14 protein-coding genes and 1 tRNA gene are annotated in these 16,105 nt (G+C 70.5%); 5 read left to right on the top strand and 10 right to left on the bottom strand.

The window, feature by feature from the left end; translation table 11 throughout:
• Positions 1–161: 161 nt before the first annotated feature.
• Together ACWC2B_RS37450 and ACWC2B_RS37445 are read right to left on the bottom strand one after the other, a co-directional pair.
• A complete protein-coding gene (locus ACWC2B_RS37450; protein ID WP_450724722.1) occupies positions 162–2,300 on the bottom strand; it encodes a restriction endonuclease in 2,139 nt (712 codons plus the stop codon).
• Between the two features lie 90 nt (positions 2,301–2,390).
• A tRNA-Thr gene (locus tag ACWC2B_RS37445) sits at positions 2,391–2,464 on the bottom strand.
• 231 nt (positions 2,465–2,695) lie between these two features.
• On the opposite strand from ACWC2B_RS37445, the gene ACWC2B_RS37440 reads away from it, so the two are divergent.
• The 3 genes from ACWC2B_RS37440 (at position 2,696) to ACWC2B_RS37430 (ending at position 5,216) form a co-directional block, all read left to right on the top strand.
• Positions 2,696–3,832 carry an ABC transporter ATP-binding protein gene (locus tag ACWC2B_RS37440; protein WP_450724720.1) on the top strand — a complete coding sequence of 379 codons (1,137 nt, stop codon included), beginning with the start codon at positions 2,696–2,698 and terminating at the stop codon, positions 3,830–3,832.
• 211 nt (positions 3,833–4,043) lie between these two features.
• Complete coding sequence (locus ACWC2B_RS37435) at positions 4,044–4,451, top strand: hypothetical protein (RefSeq protein WP_450724718.1); 408 nt, start codon at positions 4,044–4,046, stop codon at positions 4,449–4,451.
• 33 nt (positions 4,452–4,484) lie between these two features.
• Complete coding sequence (locus ACWC2B_RS37430) at positions 4,485–5,216, top strand: nucleotidyltransferase family protein (RefSeq protein ID WP_450724716.1); 732 nt, start codon at positions 4,485–4,487, stop codon at positions 5,214–5,216.
• A 90-nt stretch (positions 5,217–5,306) separates the two neighbouring features.
• On the opposite strand, the gene ACWC2B_RS37425 is transcribed toward ACWC2B_RS37430, so the two are convergent.
• From ACWC2B_RS37425 to ACWC2B_RS37400, 6 genes are all read right to left on the bottom strand, one after another.
• Positions 5,307–6,776, bottom strand: a complete 1,470-nt coding sequence (locus ACWC2B_RS37425) for a DoxX family membrane protein (protein ID WP_450724714.1) — start codon at positions 6,774–6,776, stop codon at positions 5,307–5,309.
• Positions 6,777–6,851: 75 nt separating this feature from the next.
• Positions 6,852–7,808, bottom strand: a complete 957-nt coding sequence (gene rlmB / locus ACWC2B_RS37420; protein WP_450724712.1) for a 23S rRNA (guanosine(2251)-2'-O)-methyltransferase RlmB — start codon at positions 7,806–7,808, stop codon at positions 6,852–6,854.
• Between the two features lie 110 nt (positions 7,809–7,918).
• Positions 7,919–9,319 (bottom strand): cysteine--tRNA ligase, encoded by a 1,401-nt coding sequence (gene cysS, locus ACWC2B_RS37415; RefSeq protein WP_450724710.1) that lies wholly within the window; start codon positions 9,317–9,319, stop codon positions 7,919–7,921.
• A gap of 142 nt (positions 9,320–9,461) precedes the next feature.
• Positions 9,462–9,992, bottom strand: a complete 531-nt coding sequence (gene ispF, locus ACWC2B_RS37410) for a 2-C-methyl-D-erythritol 2,4-cyclodiphosphate synthase (RefSeq protein ID WP_450724708.1) — start codon at positions 9,990–9,992, stop codon at positions 9,462–9,464.
• On the bottom strand, positions 9,982–10,719 hold the full coding sequence (gene ispD / locus ACWC2B_RS37405) for a 2-C-methyl-D-erythritol 4-phosphate cytidylyltransferase (RefSeq protein ID WP_450724706.1): 738 nt from the start codon (positions 10,717–10,719) through the stop codon (positions 9,982–9,984). The genes ispF and ispD overlap by 11 nt, the downstream gene beginning before the upstream one ends.
• A gap of 268 nt (positions 10,720–10,987) precedes the next feature.
• Entirely contained in the window at positions 10,988–11,470 is a 483-nt protein-coding gene (locus ACWC2B_RS37400) for a CarD family transcriptional regulator (RefSeq protein ID WP_003953493.1), read from the bottom strand.
• 612 nt (positions 11,471–12,082) lie between these two features.
• Between ACWC2B_RS37400 and ACWC2B_RS37395 the strand changes: the two genes are divergently transcribed.
• A complete protein-coding gene (locus tag ACWC2B_RS37395) occupies positions 12,083–12,745 on the top strand; it encodes a DUF461 domain-containing protein (RefSeq protein WP_450724704.1) in 663 nt (220 codons plus the stop codon).
• 108 nt (positions 12,746–12,853) lie between these two features.
• Here ACWC2B_RS37395 and ACWC2B_RS37390 read toward each other — a convergent pair whose 3' ends face one another.
• Together ACWC2B_RS37390 and ACWC2B_RS37385 are read right to left on the bottom strand one after the other, a co-directional pair.
• Positions 12,854–13,534, bottom strand: a complete 681-nt coding sequence (locus ACWC2B_RS37390; RefSeq protein WP_017242433.1) for a response regulator transcription factor — start codon at positions 13,532–13,534, stop codon at positions 12,854–12,856.
• Positions 13,531–14,811 carry a sensor histidine kinase gene (locus tag ACWC2B_RS37385; RefSeq protein WP_450724701.1) on the bottom strand — a complete coding sequence of 427 codons (1,281 nt, stop codon included), beginning with the start codon at positions 14,809–14,811 and terminating at the stop codon, positions 13,531–13,533. The genes ACWC2B_RS37390 and ACWC2B_RS37385 overlap by 4 nt, the downstream gene beginning before the upstream one ends.
• Positions 14,812–15,010: 199 nt before the next feature.
• On the opposite strand from ACWC2B_RS37385, the gene phoU reads away from it, so the two are divergent.
• Positions 15,011–15,688: a phosphate signaling complex protein PhoU gene (phoU, locus tag ACWC2B_RS37380; RefSeq protein WP_450724699.1), complete on the top strand. Its 678-nt coding sequence runs from the start codon at positions 15,011–15,013 to the stop codon at positions 15,686–15,688.
• The last annotated feature ends 417 nt before the right edge of the window (positions 15,689–16,105 follow it).

Below are 16,105 nucleotides of genomic sequence, written 5' to 3'. Positions count from 1 at the left end.
TTGGGGGAGTTTGAGGACGAGCGCCCTTCAGTCGCGAACGGGGTCTGGGGCGGAGCCCCAGGAACGACCACCGGGCCGGAGCCGGACAACCAACCCCCGGAGGCCACGCGGCGGAGCCGCAGAGTGTCACAGCGGGAAGGGGCGGGGTGGGGGCCGACCCCTCAGGCCACCACCACCCCGTACTCCCCCACCAACTCCCCCAGCCCACCCCGATACCCCTTGCCACCCGCCACAAAGTCCCAGTCGCCCCCCGCCCGGCGCCGGAACGACCCGAGCACCAGGGCCGTCTCGCCAGGCCGGCCGTCCGAGACCGGAAGCCGGTCCAGCTCACGCCCCGCCGCATCCCGCAGACAGATCGCCGCGGAGGTGAACCCGGCCAGATCCTGGGAGGGGTTCGCCTCCGGGTCCACGGCAGCTACCAGAACCAGCCGGTCCGCCCGAGCCGGCAGCGCGTCGAAGACCACCCGCACCGCCGCCCGGTCACCCCCCGTACCCGGCACCATCCGTACCGAACTCCCAGGATTCTCAGGGTTGTTGAAGAAGACGAAGTGTTCTTCGGCCAACACCCGCGCCCCTTGGCACACCAGCGCGCAGACGTCGAGCGAGACCGCCCCGGTCCATGTCATGCCGAGGATGTTGAAGTCCTCCGGAAGGTCGTCCGGCGCGGCCGGCTGGGCGGGGACGGCCTCCGGAACGTCGTCCCGCGCGACCCGCTGGGCAGGGACGGGCGCCTCCCCGGAAGCAGCCGCCTCGCCCGAGCCGTCCCCCAGCCTCCCCCGCAACCCGTGCTGATGCAGCAGATCCACCAGCTCCGCCCCCGACACCAGCGTCAGAGGCTTCCCCTCCGCGAAACCGTACGAGCCGGGCCCGAAGCCCGAAGTCGTCACCAGGACGCCCTTGTTGGCGCCGGCACCCTGCACCGTGCCGTACAGATCGCGTACCGCGGTCGGCGGGACCGTATTGCGGTAGCGCTTGACCTGGACGATGATCCGGCCGCCGCTGATCGGGTCGGGGTCGAGGGCCTCGACGTCGACGCCGCCGTCGTTGGAGCGCTGGGTGGTGAGCGCCTGCATGCCGCGCGCCCGGAACAGTTCGGCGACCAGGCCCTCGAACTCGATGGGGTCCATCGTGAACAGGTCGGGCTCGCCGCCGCCCCCGTGCGACACCACGCCCGTACCGACATCGGCGGGGCGGCGCCCGGGCCGTACGGCGGTGCGCTGGTCGGGCCGGGCCGAGAGCTGCCCGCGGAGCGCCTCCACGAGACACTCGACGGCGCTGACCTGCCCGAGGTTGAGCGGCTCGAACGCGGTGCGCGGCACGCTCACCGTCGCGAGGAAGATCTCCGCCGGGCGCCCGGTGGCCGGGTCCACGTCATCGACGAAGCCGTTCAGGACGACCGACTCAAGACAGCCGAACTCATCGGCCGCGAACACCTCACGCAGCACGAGCAGCATGCACTGCGCGAGCGCGTCCCGGTACAGCGCCCGGCGCTGGGTGACGGGCCGCGCCGACTCCTTCTCCTGGTCCGAACTGGCCACATACCGAACGGACTTGATGTCCGGTACGACATCGACCCCGGGCAGCTCCCAGTCGAGTACGAGCTGCCGGGCGCCCCGGTCGAAGGCGGCCGACACCTGCCGCGGGAACCCCTCCGGCCAGGCACCCGACGCGTACAGCGCGGCGGAGAAGTAGTCGACGGCCGCGCCCGGCTCACCGGCCCGCAGCGCGTCCACCAGCTGCGCGAGGCCGGCGTTGTGCGTGCGCACCTCGGCGAGCTGCTCGGCGGCCCACGCGTCGTACTGCGCCCGGTACGCGGCGAGCTGCTGCACCCGGTGCGCCTCGGCGGCCTGCGCGGCCTGCCAGTCGTGCCGGTATCTGGCCTCGGCCTCCTGCTGCGCCTGCGCGCGCCGCCCGGCCGTCCAGCCGCCCTGCGCCTGATAGTGCGCCGGATCGGGCATCGCCACCGGCTGCCCGAGCTGCCCCGGCTCGAACGGCGCGATCACCTCCGGCCGGGTCAGCGCCGAAACCCGGAACGGATCCGTGCGACACCCGGCCGCCAACAGCCCTGCCAGGGCGGTGACTTGCCCCTCCAACTCCTGCGTACGCTGCCGAGCGTCCGCCTCCCGCCCCTGCCGGTACGCCGTCTGCTGCTCGCGCTGCATCCGCGCGAGATCACGCTCGTACGCCCGCTGCTGCCGCTGCTGCTGGACGACCGCCCGCTGCCGCGCCTCCTGCTGGCGCTGCTGCTGCCGCTGCGCCTCCGCCCAGACACCGGCCAGCCCGCCGGAACGACGACTCATGCGTTGACTGCCTCTCTCCCCACACCCCGAAAAAGCAAGTGTCCCGGACCTGGCGGGCCCGGGACGGTTCGTTGCGATCTGTTGCGGCAGAGCCCCCTGTCGGGTTCGAACCGACGACCCCCGCTTTACAAGAGCGGTGCTCTGGCCAGCTGAGCTAAGGAGGCAACCCGTGAAGTGTAACCAACGCTCGCGCGGGCGCGGCCGGAAATTTGGTCGGGCCGCACTGGTGGCAAGTTCGGGGGCCGGACCGGTGGCAAGTTCGTGAACCCCGGACTGCTGACAACACGCACATCCCCAGGTAGCGTCCTGACCCAGTCCACTCAGGTGGACTAAACCACTTCTCCCTCTACTCGGATCGTCCGGCACGTTCCTGCCGGTGAAGGGACACATCAGTCATGGCCACTGTCACGTTCGACAAGGCGACCCGGATCTACCCGGGATCCACCAAGCCCGCGGTCGACGGCCTGGAGATCGAGATCGAGGACGGCGAATTCCTCGTCCTCGTCGGTCCCTCCGGCTGCGGAAAGTCCACCTCCCTGCGCATGCTCGCGGGCCTGGAGGACGTCAACGGCGGAGCGATCCGCATCGGCGAGCGTGATGTCACGCACCTGCCGCCCAAGGACCGGGACATCGCGATGGTGTTCCAGAACTACGCGCTGTACCCGCACATGACCGTCGCCGACAACATGGGCTTCGCCCTCAAGATCGCCGGCGTGAACAAGGCGGAGATCAGGAAGAAGGTCGAGGAGGCCGCCAAGATCCTCGACCTGAGCGAGTACCTCGACCGGAAGCCCAAGGCGCTCTCCGGCGGTCAGCGCCAGCGCGTCGCGATGGGCCGCGCCATCGTGCGCGAGCCGCAGGTCTTCCTCATGGACGAGCCGCTGTCGAACCTCGACGCCAAGCTCCGCGTCTCGACCCGTACGCAGATCGCGTCCCTGCAGCGCCGGCTCGGCATCACCACCGTGTACGTCACGCACGACCAGGTCGAGGCCATGACGATGGGCGACCGCGTCGCCGTCCTCAAGGACGGTCTGCTCCAGCAGATCGACACGCCGCGCAACATGTACGACCGCCCGGCCAACCTCTTCGTCGCCGGCTTCATCGGCTCGCCCGCCATGAACCTGGTCGAGGTGCCGATCACCGACGGCGGCGTGAAGTTCGGCAACAGCGTGGTGCCGGTCAGCCGCGAGGCGCTGTCCGCCGCCGCCGACAAGGGCGACCGCACGGTCACCGTCGGCGTCCGCCCCGAGCACTTCGACATCGTCGAGCAGAACGGCGGCGCCGCGAAGGCCCTCACCAAGGAGTCCGCGGACGCCCCGGCCGGTCTCGCCGTCACCGTCAACGTCGTCGAGGAGCTCGGCGCCGACGGCTATGTGTACGGTTCCGCCGAGGTCGGCGGCGAAGTGAAGGACCTCGTGGTCCGTGTGAACGGCCGCGCCGTCCCGGACAAGGGCGCTCAGCTGCACGTCGTCCCGCGTCCGGGTGAGACCCACGTGTTCTCCACTTCTACGGGCGAGCGCCTCACCGACTGAGTACGCTACGAAGGCCGCCACCAGGTGGTCTACGATTTTGGCGGCCCCGCACGCGAGTGCGGGGCCGCAGCCCGTTGTCGACAAATACCCCGGCACACCGCCCATTTCGAATCCCGTTCGTCAACACACGATTCGAAAAGCAACGTCGAACCATCCCCCGGCAGGGTGACTAAATGTCGCCAAATCATCACTGCCCGCTACGCTCGCCTCCGTGACGCACACAGCCCGCCGAATCGGCCGAACTCTCGCCCTTGTCCTGCCCGTCGTCCTCGTGCTCTCCGGGACGCTCGCGGTCACCCGGGTCAACTGGGCCGGCAATGAATCGCAGATCCTGACCGCCTCGTCCGAGAACGTCTCCGTACGCGCCAAGTCCCGTGCCCCGCAGGACGTCCTGCGCGACGCGCTCCTGACCGAGCTCCAGGAGAAGGACCCCGGCACCGCGCTGACCCACCTCCAGCGCGAGGTGGAGCACCGCCCCTCGCTCGCCAAGCACTGCATGTCGATCGCCCGCGCGCTCGGCAGGGCCGCCGTCGAGCACTACGGCCCCGTGAAGGCCCAGTCGTACTCCCGCCCCGTCTGCGACACCTCCTTCGCCTCCGGCGTGGCCCAGGAGCGGTGACGCCCCGCTGCGGGGACGCCTATCGTTCACCGCATGACTGCGAGCACAACTGCGACCTTTCCGACGCAGGCCGTGGTCCTGGCGGGCGGCCAGGGCTCACGACTTCGTCCGTACACCGACGACCGCCCCAAGCCGATGGTCGAGATCCCGGGCACCGGGATCCCGATCATCGGCCATCAGCTCGCCTGGCTGGCCGCCGAGGGCGTCACTGACGCCGTGGTCTCCTGCGGCCACCTCGCCGACGTCCTGAAGGACTGGCTCGCGAAGGCCGATCTTCCGCTGCGTGTCACCACGGTCGTCGAGGACGAACCGCTGGGCCGGGGCGGCGGCCTCAAGTACGCGGCGGCCTCGCTCCCGCACCCCGACCAGCCCTGGTACGCCACCAACGGCGACATCTGGACGCGCTTCTCGCTCCGCGAGATGGCCTCCTTCCACGGCGAGCGCGACGCGACCGCCACCCTGGCCCTGGCCCGCCCCCGCATCCCGTGGGGCGCCGTCGAGACCGACGCCTTCGGCCACATCACCGACTTCATCGAGTCGCCGCCCTCGCCGTACCTCATCAACGCGGGCGTGTACGTCTTCTCCGCGGCCTTCACCGCGATGCTGCCGGACGTCGGCGACCACGAGCGCACCACGTTCCCCCGCCTCGCCCGCGAGCGCCGCCTGGCCGGGTTCCCGCTGCCCCACGGGGCGTACTGGCGGGCCATCGACACGGCCAAGGACCTCACGGAGGCGGCCAAGGAGCTTGCGGCTCAGCGGCGTTGAGACACAGGCTCTGAGCCGCAAGCGCCTTCGCGTGAACGCCCAAGGGGCCGGACACCTGACGTGTCCGGCCCCTTGGCTGTGTTGCCGCCGCTAACCCAGCAGCCCCCCAATGGGGTTGCGGTTGCTCCCGGTTGAGCCCGTGCTGCCCGACGACGTCGGGCCCGCGCTCGTCGACGGGGGTGCCAGCGGGGCGGTGCGCTGGCGGGACGAGGGCTGGCCGCCGGTGCCGGCGGAGTGGCTCGGCTGGCCGGTGGTGCCCGCCGTGGCGGTCTGGTGGGTCCTCGGCTTCTTGGACGCCTTCGCGGCGGGGCTCGCCGAAGTCTTGGCCTTGGCCGACGGCTTGGCGCTCTTGGAGGGGGTACGGGGTGCGAACGCGGGTCCCGTCTCGCTCGGCAGCGGGGTGCCGGGGAGGTAGTTGGTCGGGTCGTCGTCGGGTCCCGGCACGGTCACCACGGTGGTGGAGCGGACCGCCCCGCCAAGGAGCGCGCCGGTCATCAGGGTGAGGCCGACCACGACGGTCGTCATGACCAGGCCGCGCCGCAGCACCCGGCGCCTCAGTTCCCACAGTTCGGAGCGCGGCCCGAGCTTGCGCCAGGCCTCGCCCGCGAGCCGGGCGTCCAGCGAGTACACCGGGGCGCCCGCGATGATCAGCGGGGACCAGGCGGCGAGGTAGATGATGTCGGGGGCGTCGTAGGCGCGTACGGTCTGCCAGCTCACCGTCACAAGGAGGGCCGCCGACAGCATCGCGCCGAACACGGCCGCCACGCGCTGCCACAGGCCGAGCATCGTCAGTACGCCGACGACGACTTGGAGGAAGGCGACGGTCAGGCCGGCGCCCACCGGGTGCTGGAGTGCGAAGTCGCGCAGGGGCTCGGCGAGCCCCCAGGGGTGCAGCGAGTTCAGCCACTTGACCATCGAGCCGCGCTCGCCGCCGTCGAAGTACACGGGGTCGCACAGCTTGCCCATGCCTGCGTACACGGAGATGAAACCGAGGAAGACGCGCAGCGGAAGCAGCACGACGCCGAGGTTCATCCGGCGGCCCGGGTAGTAGGCGTGCCGGACCGGCTCGGCGCCGCGCCGCTTGGCGGTCGAGCCGTCGTCCCCGTCGCCTTCGAGCTCGCCGAAGTCCTCGAACTCGCCCTGCGCGTACGGCTGTTGGCCGTAGGGAGTGCGCATCTGCGGGAGCAGTGCGGTCTCCGGGGCGACGCCCGGTCTGGGGATGAGCGGCGTCGGCATCGCGTCGTCGACGGCGATGCGCGGGATGACCTGCGTCGCGCCGGTGTCGTAGCGCTCGCTGTCGCCGCCGACGACGGAGGTGGCGCGGACGGCCTGCAGCAGTCCGCTCGCCCCCGGAGCCGACTTCCCGCTCCACACCACCGGCGCCCTGCGGCGCATCGTGGTGCCCGAAATGAGGGGCTTCGGCAGCGACTTGGGTGCAAGCTGCACCCGGAAGCTCGCGTGGTTGACGATGACCTGCGCGGGGTCGCAGTCCACCTTGACCATGCTCAGGGCAGGCTGGTCGTCGAGCCCGGGCCGGGGCGTTCTGGTGTCCACACTCATCTAACCGAGTGATGGGGGTTTAGGACACTGCTTGACGGGCCCGAATCTGTCCGAGACCCGTCAAGATCACCCAGGTCAGGCGCGTCGGCGGGCCGCCTCGTAGAGCACGATGCCCGCCGCCACACCGGCGTTGAGGGACTCGGCGCCGCCCGGCATCGAGATCCGCACGCGGTAGTCGCAGGTCTCGCCGACGAGCCGGCCAAGTCCCTTGCCCTCGCTGCCGATCACGATGACGACGGGGCCGCCGATCTGCTCCAGGTCCTCGACCGTGTGCTCGCCGTCGGCGGCGAGACCGACGATCGTGAGACCTTCCTTCTTGTACGCCTCAAGCGCGCGCGTCAGGTTGGTCACGCGGGAGACCGGCGTACGGGCCGCGGTGCCCGCCGACGACTTCCAGGCGCCCGCCGTCATGCCGGCCGCGCGCCGCTCGGGCACGACCACTCCGTGGCCGCCGAAGGCGGACGTGGAGCGGACGATGGCGCCGAGGTTGCGCGGGTCGGTCACGCCGTCAAGCGCGACGATCAGCGGGTCCTCGCCGTTGTCGTACGCGAGCGCGGTGAGGTCCTGCGGGTCCGCGTACTCGTACGGCGGGACCTGGAGGACGAGGCCCTGGTGGTTGAGGCCGTTCGTCATCCGGTCGAGCTCGGCGCGCGGGGCCTCCATCAGGTTGATGTTGCCGCGCTCGCCGGCGAGCTGGAGGGCCTCGCGGACGCGCTCGTCGTTGTCGATGTACTGCTGGACGTAGAGGGTGGTCGCCGGGACGCCGTCGCGCAGCGCCTCGAAGACCGGGTTGCGGCCCACGACCATCTCGGACGTGCCCTTGGCGCCGCCGCGCCGGGGCGCGGGGCGACGGGTCGCGGCCTGCTTGGCCTTGGCGGTCGCGATGCGGTTCTTCTTGTGCTTCTTGCGCATCTCGGCGGGCGGCGTGGGGCCCTTGCCCTCCAGGCCACGGCGCCGCTGGCCACCGCTGCCGACCGTAGCGCCCTTCTTGTTGGACGTGCGGCGGTTCCTGCGCTGGCTGTTCCCGGCCATGACCTACCTATTTCCTCAGTGAATCCGCGATCCACATGCGGATGCAGATCGTGTACGTACGTATATGAAGTGTGCCGCCCGATCGCCCGGGCGGCACATCGCGCGTGGGCTCAGCGTGGGCCGAGGGTCCAGCGGGGCCCGCTGGGGCTGTCCTCGATGACCAGGCCGGACTGGGTGAGCTGGTCGCGGATCGCGTCCGCGGTGGCCCAGTCCTTGCGGGAGCGGGCCGCCTCGCGCTGCTCCAGGACCAGGCGTACGAGCGTGTCGACGGCCCCGTGCAGGTCCTCGCCACGGTCGGTCTCCCCGGCCCAGTGCGCGTCCAGCGGGTCCAGGCCCAGGACGCCCAGCATGGCGCGGACCTCGGCCAGGCGGGCGGTGGCGGCTTCCTTGTCGTCGGCGGCCAGTGCGCTGTTGCCCTGCCGCACCGTGGTGTGGACGATCGCGAGGGCCTGCGGGACGCCCAGGTCGTCGTCCATGGCCTCGGCGAACGCCGGCGGCACCTGGGCGGCGGGCTCGACCACGCCCCCCGCCTTCTCCACCACGCGCTGGATGAAGCCTTCGATGCGGGCGAACGCCGACTCGGCCTCGCGCAGGGCCTCCTCGCTGTACTCGATCATCGACCGGTAGTGCGGGGTGCCCAGGTAGTAGCGCAGCACGATCGGCCGCCACTGCTTGACCATCTCCGACACGAGCACGCTGTTGCCCAGCGACTTCGACATCTTCTCGCCGGACATCGTCACCCACGCGTTGTGCACCCAGTAGCCGGCGAAGTCGTCGCCGTACGCCTTGGCCTGGGCGATCTCGTTCTCGTGGTGCGGGAAGATCAGGTCGAGGCCGCCGCCGTGGATGTCGAACGCGGAGCCCAGGTACTTGTGGGCCATCGCCGAGCACTCCAGGTGCCAGCCCGGCCGGCCCCGCCCCCACGGCGTCTCCCAGTCGGGCTCGCCCGGCTTGGACGCCTTCCACATCGCGAAGTCCCGCGGGTCGCGCTTGCCGGTGATGCCTTCCTCGGCGGGCTGGCGCAGGTCGTCGATGTCCTGGTTGGACAGCTGCAGGTAGCCGGGGAAGGACCGCACGTCGAAGTAGACGCTGCCGTCCGCCTCGTAGGCGTGGCCGCGCTCGATCAGAGTGCGCATCATCTCGATCATCTCGGTGATGTGCCCGGTCGCGCGCGGCTCATAGGTGGGCGGCAGGCAGCCGAGCGCGGTGTAGCCGTCGTTGAACGCCCGCTCGTTCTCGTACCCGATCGACCACCACGGGCGGTTCTGCTCGCCCGACTTCCGGATGATCTTGTCGTCGATGTCGGTGACGTTCCGGATGAACGTCACGTCATAACCGCGGTACTCGAACCAGCGGCGCATGATGTCGAAGTTCAGCCCCGACCGGATGTGCCCGATGTGCGGAGCCGCCTGGACCGTGGCACCACACAGGTAGATCGAGACACAGCCCTGCGAGAGCGGGACGAAATCGCGAATCTGCCGGGCGCTGGTGTCGTACAGGCGAATGGTCACCCCACAAGGGTAGTGGCCCAATACCAGTGCCCCGCGACCCTTCCGGGCCTCGGGGCACACAATTTGGCGACTGTTGGGTGTCGGACCCGCCTGACGATCTTCCGCGGGGTGATCGACCGGTCTCCCCGCGGGTTGTCGGCTTCTACGGCAGCCGGTACACCAGCGCCGTGGCGATCGCCGCGAGCCCCTCGGCCCGGCCGGTCAGACCGAGCCCGTCCGTGGTGGTGCCGGACACCGATACGGGCGCGCCGGCCGCGGCCGAGAGCGCCTTCTGCGCCTCGTCGCGCCGCTTGCCGATCTTCGGCCGTACGCCGATGACCTGCACCGCGACGTTGCCGATCTCGTACCCCTCGGCGCGCACGATCCGGGCGGCCTCGGCGAGCAGGGTCACTCCCGCGGCGCCGGACCACTCGGGGCGGTCGGTGCCGAAGTGCGCGCCGAGGTCGCCGACGCCGGCCGCCGAGAAGAGCGCGTCGCACGCGGCGTGGGCCGCGACGTCGCCGTCGGAGTGCCCGGCGAGGCCGTACTCCTCACCTTCCCAGAGCAGCCCGGCGCACCACAGCTCGCGCCCGCGCTCGAAGCCGTGGACGTCGGTGCCGATCCCGACCAGGGGAATCAGGGGAGTCGCGGGACCACTGGGCGGCAGCCCGGTGTCAGACGCTTCAGAAGCCATCGTTGGCCCTCCGTCGTGCGAGTACGGCCTCGGCGAGTACGAGGTCGAGCGGCCGGGTCACCTTGAACGCCTCTTCGTGGCCGGGCACCACGACGACGGGCAGGCCGAGCTGCTCGATCATGCCGGCGTCGTCCGTGACGTTCTCGGTGACGCTCTCGTGGGCGCGCACGAGCGTGGCGTGGTCGAAGCCCTGCGGCGTCTGCACCGCGCGCAGGCGGGCCCGCTCGGGGGTGGCGACGACCCGCTCGGGCGCGCCGTCGGTGCGGGGCTCGACCTGCTTGACCGTGTCGGCGAGCGGGAGCGCGGGCACCACGGCGGCCGCGCCGTCGCGTACCGCCTCGATGACCGCGTCGACGGTGTCGACGGGGACGAGCGGGCGGGCCGCGTCATGGACCAGCACGATGTCGAAGCCGGGCGGCAGCGCGTCCAGGCCGAGCTTCACGGACTCCTGGCGGCTCTCGCCGCCGGGCACCACGAGGAAGTCGGTGCGGTCCGGCAGGGCGTGCTCGGCGAGGAGGTTCTTGACCTCGGTGGCACCGTCCGGCGGGGCCACCACGACGACGAGCGAGACGGCGCGGGAGGCGGCCATGGCCCGGACGGCGTGGATGAGCATGGGCGTGCCGTTCAGCGCGCGGAGCGCCTTGGGGGCGCCCGGGCCGAGCCGCACGCCGCGTCCGGCCGCTGGAATCACCGCGGCGGTGCGAAAAGGGCGCGATTCGTCTGACAAGGTTTGTGTCCTCAAACGACATGGGTATGGCCTGGGGGTACCCCCTGCTCCTGGAGCCTGGGGAGTGCCGGGCGCGATGCCCTGACCGGCCCTTCCGTGACGACCGGTCAGGCAGGCCGCCCGGGCCCGGCACACACGGAATGCGGGCGTTGACGGCGAGGGGATACGAACATGCCGCAGCGCCCGGCGACACAGCAATTTTCACTGCTGGTCAGCGGGCACCGCGGCAATGCCGGGCATTCCGGGGCGGGCCCCGGAACGTTCGGCGTCAGGACGCGAGAACCTCGTCGAGAAGAGCCTCGGCCTTGTCTTCGTTGGTGTTCTCCGCGAGGGCCAGCTCGCTCACCAGGATCTGGCGCGCCTTGGCGAGCATGCGCTTCTCACCTGCGGACAGCCCGCGCTCGCGCTCACGACGCCACAGGTCACGCACCACTTCGGCGACCTTGATGACGTCGCCGGAGGCGAGCTTCTCAAGATTTGCCTTGTAACGACGGGACCAGTTCGTGGGCTCCTCCGCGTACGGCGCGCGCAGCACCTCGAAGACCCGGTCCAGCCCGTCCTGACCAACTACATCGCGAACGCCGACGAACTCCGCATTGTCCGCGGGCACGCGCACAGTCAAGTCGCCCTGGGCGACCTTGAGCACCAAGTAGGTCTTGTCCACGCCTTTGATCTGACGAGTTTCGATGGCCTCGATCAGCGCGGCCCCGTGATGGGGATAGACCACGGTGTCGCCAACCTTGAACGTCATGTGACAGGTACCCCTTCCGTGGCTATCCAGGGTAACACGGATACGGCTTCTTCTGAATGGCGTTTTCGCAGGTCAGGGCATATCTCGGGGCTTGACAACAGCAACAGGAACGTGCTGCGGAGGGCTTGCGGAAGGTGGTATTCGCAGGTCGGAGCGGCTGCGAAGGGGCTGCGAAACGCGTACGTTACGCGCCCCCGATCGACCCCCATGGAGGCCGAACGTCCCGGTTTGCCGGATTCCAGGCGGTGAACTTCGTCTACTCCGTTCGGCGCTCGTTCACCCGTTCGGCCGATCGGGATTCTTTCCGGAATTGATCAACGAACGACCCCGTCGGACCACTCCCGGGGATTTTCGGTAAGGAATGTGTGGCGGCCCGGGAAATTGATCACCCGGCATATGTGAACGGCGTACGAAAGACCAAGATCGGCATGTGATCCACCCGAGTTCCGCGGGCCCGTCGTCCGTAGGGGCGGGTCGGGTGCGGGGCGCGTCGGACGGCTCGGTAATCTAGGCCCGCTGACACACCCTTAGCTGGCCCTTAGGTACGCGGCCGGCTGATCCGTAGCCCGTCCGAAGCAGTCCGTCTCGTACGTCCAAGGAGTTGCCGCCGCCGTGAGCCGCAGCCTTCGACGCGGCGCCCTCGCCGCTTCTGCCATCGCGTTCTCGCTCGCCTCCCTCTCCGCCTGCGCGGCGGGCAACGGGGCCCAGACGCTCGGAGTCAAGGCGGACAACGCCTACGTCACCGTCGGCGACATCAAGGTCCAGAACGCGACGGTCGTCACCCAGCCGAAGGCCGACGCCGAAGGCCCGGCCGTCGTCGCTGCGACGCTGTTCAACAACGGCACCGACCCGCAGACGCTGGACTCCGTCCAGGTCGGCAGCGCCGCCGTCAAGCTCTCCCCGGCCAAGGGCACGGGCGCGATCACCGTCCCGGCGCACGGCTCCGTGGTGATCGGCGGCAAGGGCAACGCCTCCGCGGTCGTCGCCAACGGCCGCGAGGCCGCCAAGAACGGCGACGCGCAGAAGGTCACCTTCCAGTTCAGCAGGACCGGCACCGTGAGCCTGGACGCCTTCGTGGTCCCGGCCACCAGCTACTTCGAGGGCGTCGGCCCCAGCGAGCTCCCGAAGCCGAAGGAGTCGCCGTCGGGCGAGCCGTCGGCCCCCGTCTCGGGCAGCCCGTCCGGCTCGGCCACGCCGAACACGGCGAACACGGCGGGCAGCGGCGGCAAGCCCGCGGGCTCCGGCTCGCCGTCGCACAGCGCGGCCGGCCACTGACACAGGCATGAAAAGGAGGGCGGGCCCGGATCTGATCCGGGCCCGCCCTCCTTTGTCACGTGCTCGTGTACCGGTTTGTCACGTGCCCATGTACCGGATACCGGCGGCTTACGGCTCGAACTTGTAGCCCAGGCCACGGACCGTCACCAGGTAGCGCGGCGCGCCCGGGTCCGGCTCGATCTTGGCGCGCAGGCGCTTGACGTGGACGTCGAGGGTCTTGGTGTCGCCGACGTAGTCCGCGCCCCAGACCCGGTCGATGAGCTGCATCCGGGTGAGGACGCGGCCCGCGTTGCGCAGGAGCATCTCCAGGAGGTCGAACTCCTTCAGCGGGAGGTCGACCTTGCCGCCGGAGACGGTGACCACGTGGCGGTCGACGTCCATGCGGACCGGGCCCGCCTCCAGGGCGGCCGGGGTGACCTCCTCCGGCTCGCCGCGGCGGCGCAGCACGGCGCGGATGCGGGCCACCAGCTCGCGTGAGGAGAACGGCTTGGTGACGTAGTCGTCGGCCCCTATTTCCAGGCCCACGACCTTGTCGATCTCGCTGTCCTTGGCGGTCACCATGATGACCGGGACGTTGGAGCGGCCGCGGAGCTGACGGCAGACCTCGGTGCCCGGCAGGCCGGGCAGCATCAGGTCGAGCAGGACCAGGTCGGCGCCGTTGCGCTCGAACTCGTCCAGGCCGTCGGGCCCGGTGGCCGCCACCGCGACCTCGAAGCCCTCCTTGCGGAGCATGTAGGACAGGGCGTCGCTGAAGGATTCCTCATCCTCGACGACGAGCACTCGGGTCACGGAAGGACCTCCGGGGCAGGAACTATGGCTTGTGATTCAGGCACAGCGGAACTGAAGGTCTCGTACGGGACATCCTCGTCCTCGTCGACCGTGACAGGCCCGCGCCCGGCGGAGGCGCGGTCCCGAACGGCGCCGGCTTCCGGCAGCCGCAGGGTGAAGGTGGAGCCCTGTCCCTCGGAGCTCCACACCGTGACCTCCCCGCCGTGCGAGGCGGCCACGTGCTTGACGATGGCCAGGCCCAGGCCCGTGCCTCCGGTGGCACGGGAGCGGGCCGGGTCCACCCGGTAGAAGCGCTCGAAGACGCGCTCGCGGTCCTTCTCGGAGATGCCTATGCCCTGGTCGGTCACGGCGATCTCGATGAGGTCCCCGCCGGGCGCGGCGATGCGGCGCCCGGCGATGCCGACCCGGGTCCTGGCCGGTGAGTAGTTGACGGCGTTCTCGACGAGGTTGCCCAGGGCCGCCGCGAGCTGGCCGCGGTTGCCCCAGACGTACAGGTCGGCGGTGCCGCCCGCGGCCATGGTGATCTGCTTGGTGGACGCGGGGTGCCGGGAGCGGTCTATGGCCTCGGCGACGAGTTCGTCGACGCGCACCGGCTCCGCGTCCTCCAGCGGGTCGTCGTTCTGGACGCGGGAGAGGTCGATGAGCTCCTGGACCAGGTTGGTGAGCCGGGTCGCCTCGATCTGCATCCGGCCGGCGAAGCGGGTGACCGCCTCGGGGTCGTCCGATGCGTCCATGACGGCCTCGGAGAGCAGGGAGAGCGCCCCGGTCGGGGTCTTGAGCTCGTGGCTGACGTTGGCCACGAAGTCGCGCCGTACGGCCTCGATGCGGCGGGCCTCGGTGAGGTCCTCCACCAGGAGCAGCACGAGCCGGGAACCGAGCGGGGCGACCCGGGCCGAGACCGCGAGGGCCTCGCCCCGGCCCGTACCGCGCCGGGGCAGGTCGAGCTCGACCTGGCGTATCTCGCCGTCGCGGCGCGTGTCGCGGGCCATGTGCAGCATGGGCTCGACGGCCAGCTTGCCGCCCCTGACCAGGCCGAGCGCGTACGCCGCGGAGCTGGCCTTGACCACCGAGTCGCCCTCGTCGAGGACGACCGCGGAGGAGCGCAGTACGGAAAGGACCGTGTCCACGCCCGGGGGCAGTACGGCGTCGGTGTGCAGGGACGTCCGGGTGGGCCGCGCCTGGTCGCGCTCGCTCCAGCGGAACGCCAGCATGGCGATCACGCCGGTGCACACCCCGGCGATCGCTGCCAATGCGGCGACCGCCGCGTTCACGTCCATGCATCCAGGTTATGCGGCCCCGCCGACACTCTCCCAGCCAAATGGGTGGCCGCTCGAACGTTCGTCGCCCAGAGTTCACCGAGGTGATAGTGCCGGTTCACTTCCTATGGCCGAATCGGACGCGTAACGGACGCAACGTGGGACCGTGGGGTTCACAGGCACCCCCGGCCCCCCGGAGACGTTGTAGAGAGGGACACCCATGCGGGACGCGTACCACGAGGAACTTGACTCGATCGGCGAGGGCCTGGTCGAAATGGCTCGTCTTGTCGGGTCGGCGATCGGGCGCGCCACCACGGCCATGCTCGACGCCGATCTGAAGCTCGCCGAGAGCGTGATCGCGGCCGACCAGAAGGTCGACGATCTCCAGCACGACCTGGAGGCCCGGGCGATAGCCCTGCTGGCCCGCCAGCAGCCGGTCGCCACCGATCTCCGGATCGTCGTGACCTCCCTGCGCATGAGCGCCGACCTGGAACGCTCGGGCGACCTCGCCCAGCACGTGGCCAAGCTGACCCGCCTTCGCTACCCGGAGCGCGCCGTTCCGCACGACCTGCACGCGACCATCCTGGAGATGGGCCAGCTCGCCCAGCGCCTGATGGCGAAGGCGGCCGAGGTCATCATCACCAAGGACGTCGACCTGGCCCTCCAGCTGGAGCAGGACGACGACGAGATGGACCTGCTGCACCGCACGCTGTTCCAGCACCTGATGGACGACCGCTGGAAGCACGGCATCGAGACCGCGGTGGACGTGACCCTGCTCGGCCGCTACTACGAGCGCTTCGCGGACCACGCGGTGTCGGTCGCCAAGCGCGTGGTGTACCTGGTCACCGGCGAACACGCCGACGACCTCCAGGCGTCGGCGCCGGTCGAGGGGGCCTGATCCGCCCGTACGGGTTCTGGTGCCCCAACTCCCTTGCGCGCGTGCGCCGTTGATGCGCCCGCCGAATTGGGCATGCAATGGGCGAAGGCTCCTTGCGTCTGCCTACCCCGGGAGGGACCCATGGCCGATTCGCCCACGACCGAACCACGCCAGGAAGCACCCGTCACGCCCGTCGAAGTGACCCGGCTCCCACTGATCGGCGCGTGCGGCTGCGGCTCGGGCTGCAGCTGCGGCTGCCAGTCGGGCGCACCCTGCCAGTGCGGCGGCTGCTCCTGCTGACGGTGTTGTTGCCGTCGTGAGTTCTCGGTGTGAGCTCTCAGTGTGAGTTCCCAGCATGTGGAGGGGTCCCCGCCCGGCGCAGGACCAGCGCCAGGAGAAGGAGACCGTTCGATGAGCACCCTGGACGCGGTACGGGCC

Source organism: Streptomyces sp. NPDC001415, assembly GCF_053597395.1.
Note: the sequence above shows the minus strand (reverse complement) of the source record. Positions and strands in the feature narration are given on the sequence as shown.

Coding starts and splice junctions, on each gene's coding strand:
- rlmB (WP_450724712.1), bottom strand. CDS start 7,808: ATGGCCGGGAACAGCCAGCGCAGGAACCGCCGCACGTCCAACAAGAAG.
- ACWC2B_RS37450 (WP_450724722.1), bottom strand. CDS start 2,300: ATGAGTCGTCGTTCCGGCGGGCTGGCCGGTGTCTGGGCGGAGGCGCAG.
- ACWC2B_RS37385 (WP_450724701.1), bottom strand. CDS start 14,811: ATGGACGTGAACGCGGCGGTCGCCGCATTGGCAGCGATCGCCGGGGTG.
- phoU (WP_450724699.1), top strand. CDS start 15,011: ATGCGGGACGCGTACCACGAGGAACTTGACTCGATCGGCGAGGGCCTG.
- ACWC2B_RS37440 (WP_450724720.1), top strand. CDS start 2,696: ATGGCCACTGTCACGTTCGACAAGGCGACCCGGATCTACCCGGGATCC.
- ACWC2B_RS37400 (WP_003953493.1), bottom strand. CDS start 11,470: ATGACGTTCAAGGTTGGCGACACCGTGGTCTATCCCCATCACGGGGCC.
- ispF (WP_450724708.1), bottom strand. CDS start 9,992: ATGGCTTCTGAAGCGTCTGACACCGGGCTGCCGCCCAGTGGTCCCGCG.
- ACWC2B_RS37425 (WP_450724714.1), bottom strand. CDS start 6,776: ATGAGTGTGGACACCAGAACGCCCCGGCCCGGGCTCGACGACCAGCCT.
- ACWC2B_RS37430 (WP_450724716.1), top strand. CDS start 4,485: ATGACTGCGAGCACAACTGCGACCTTTCCGACGCAGGCCGTGGTCCTG.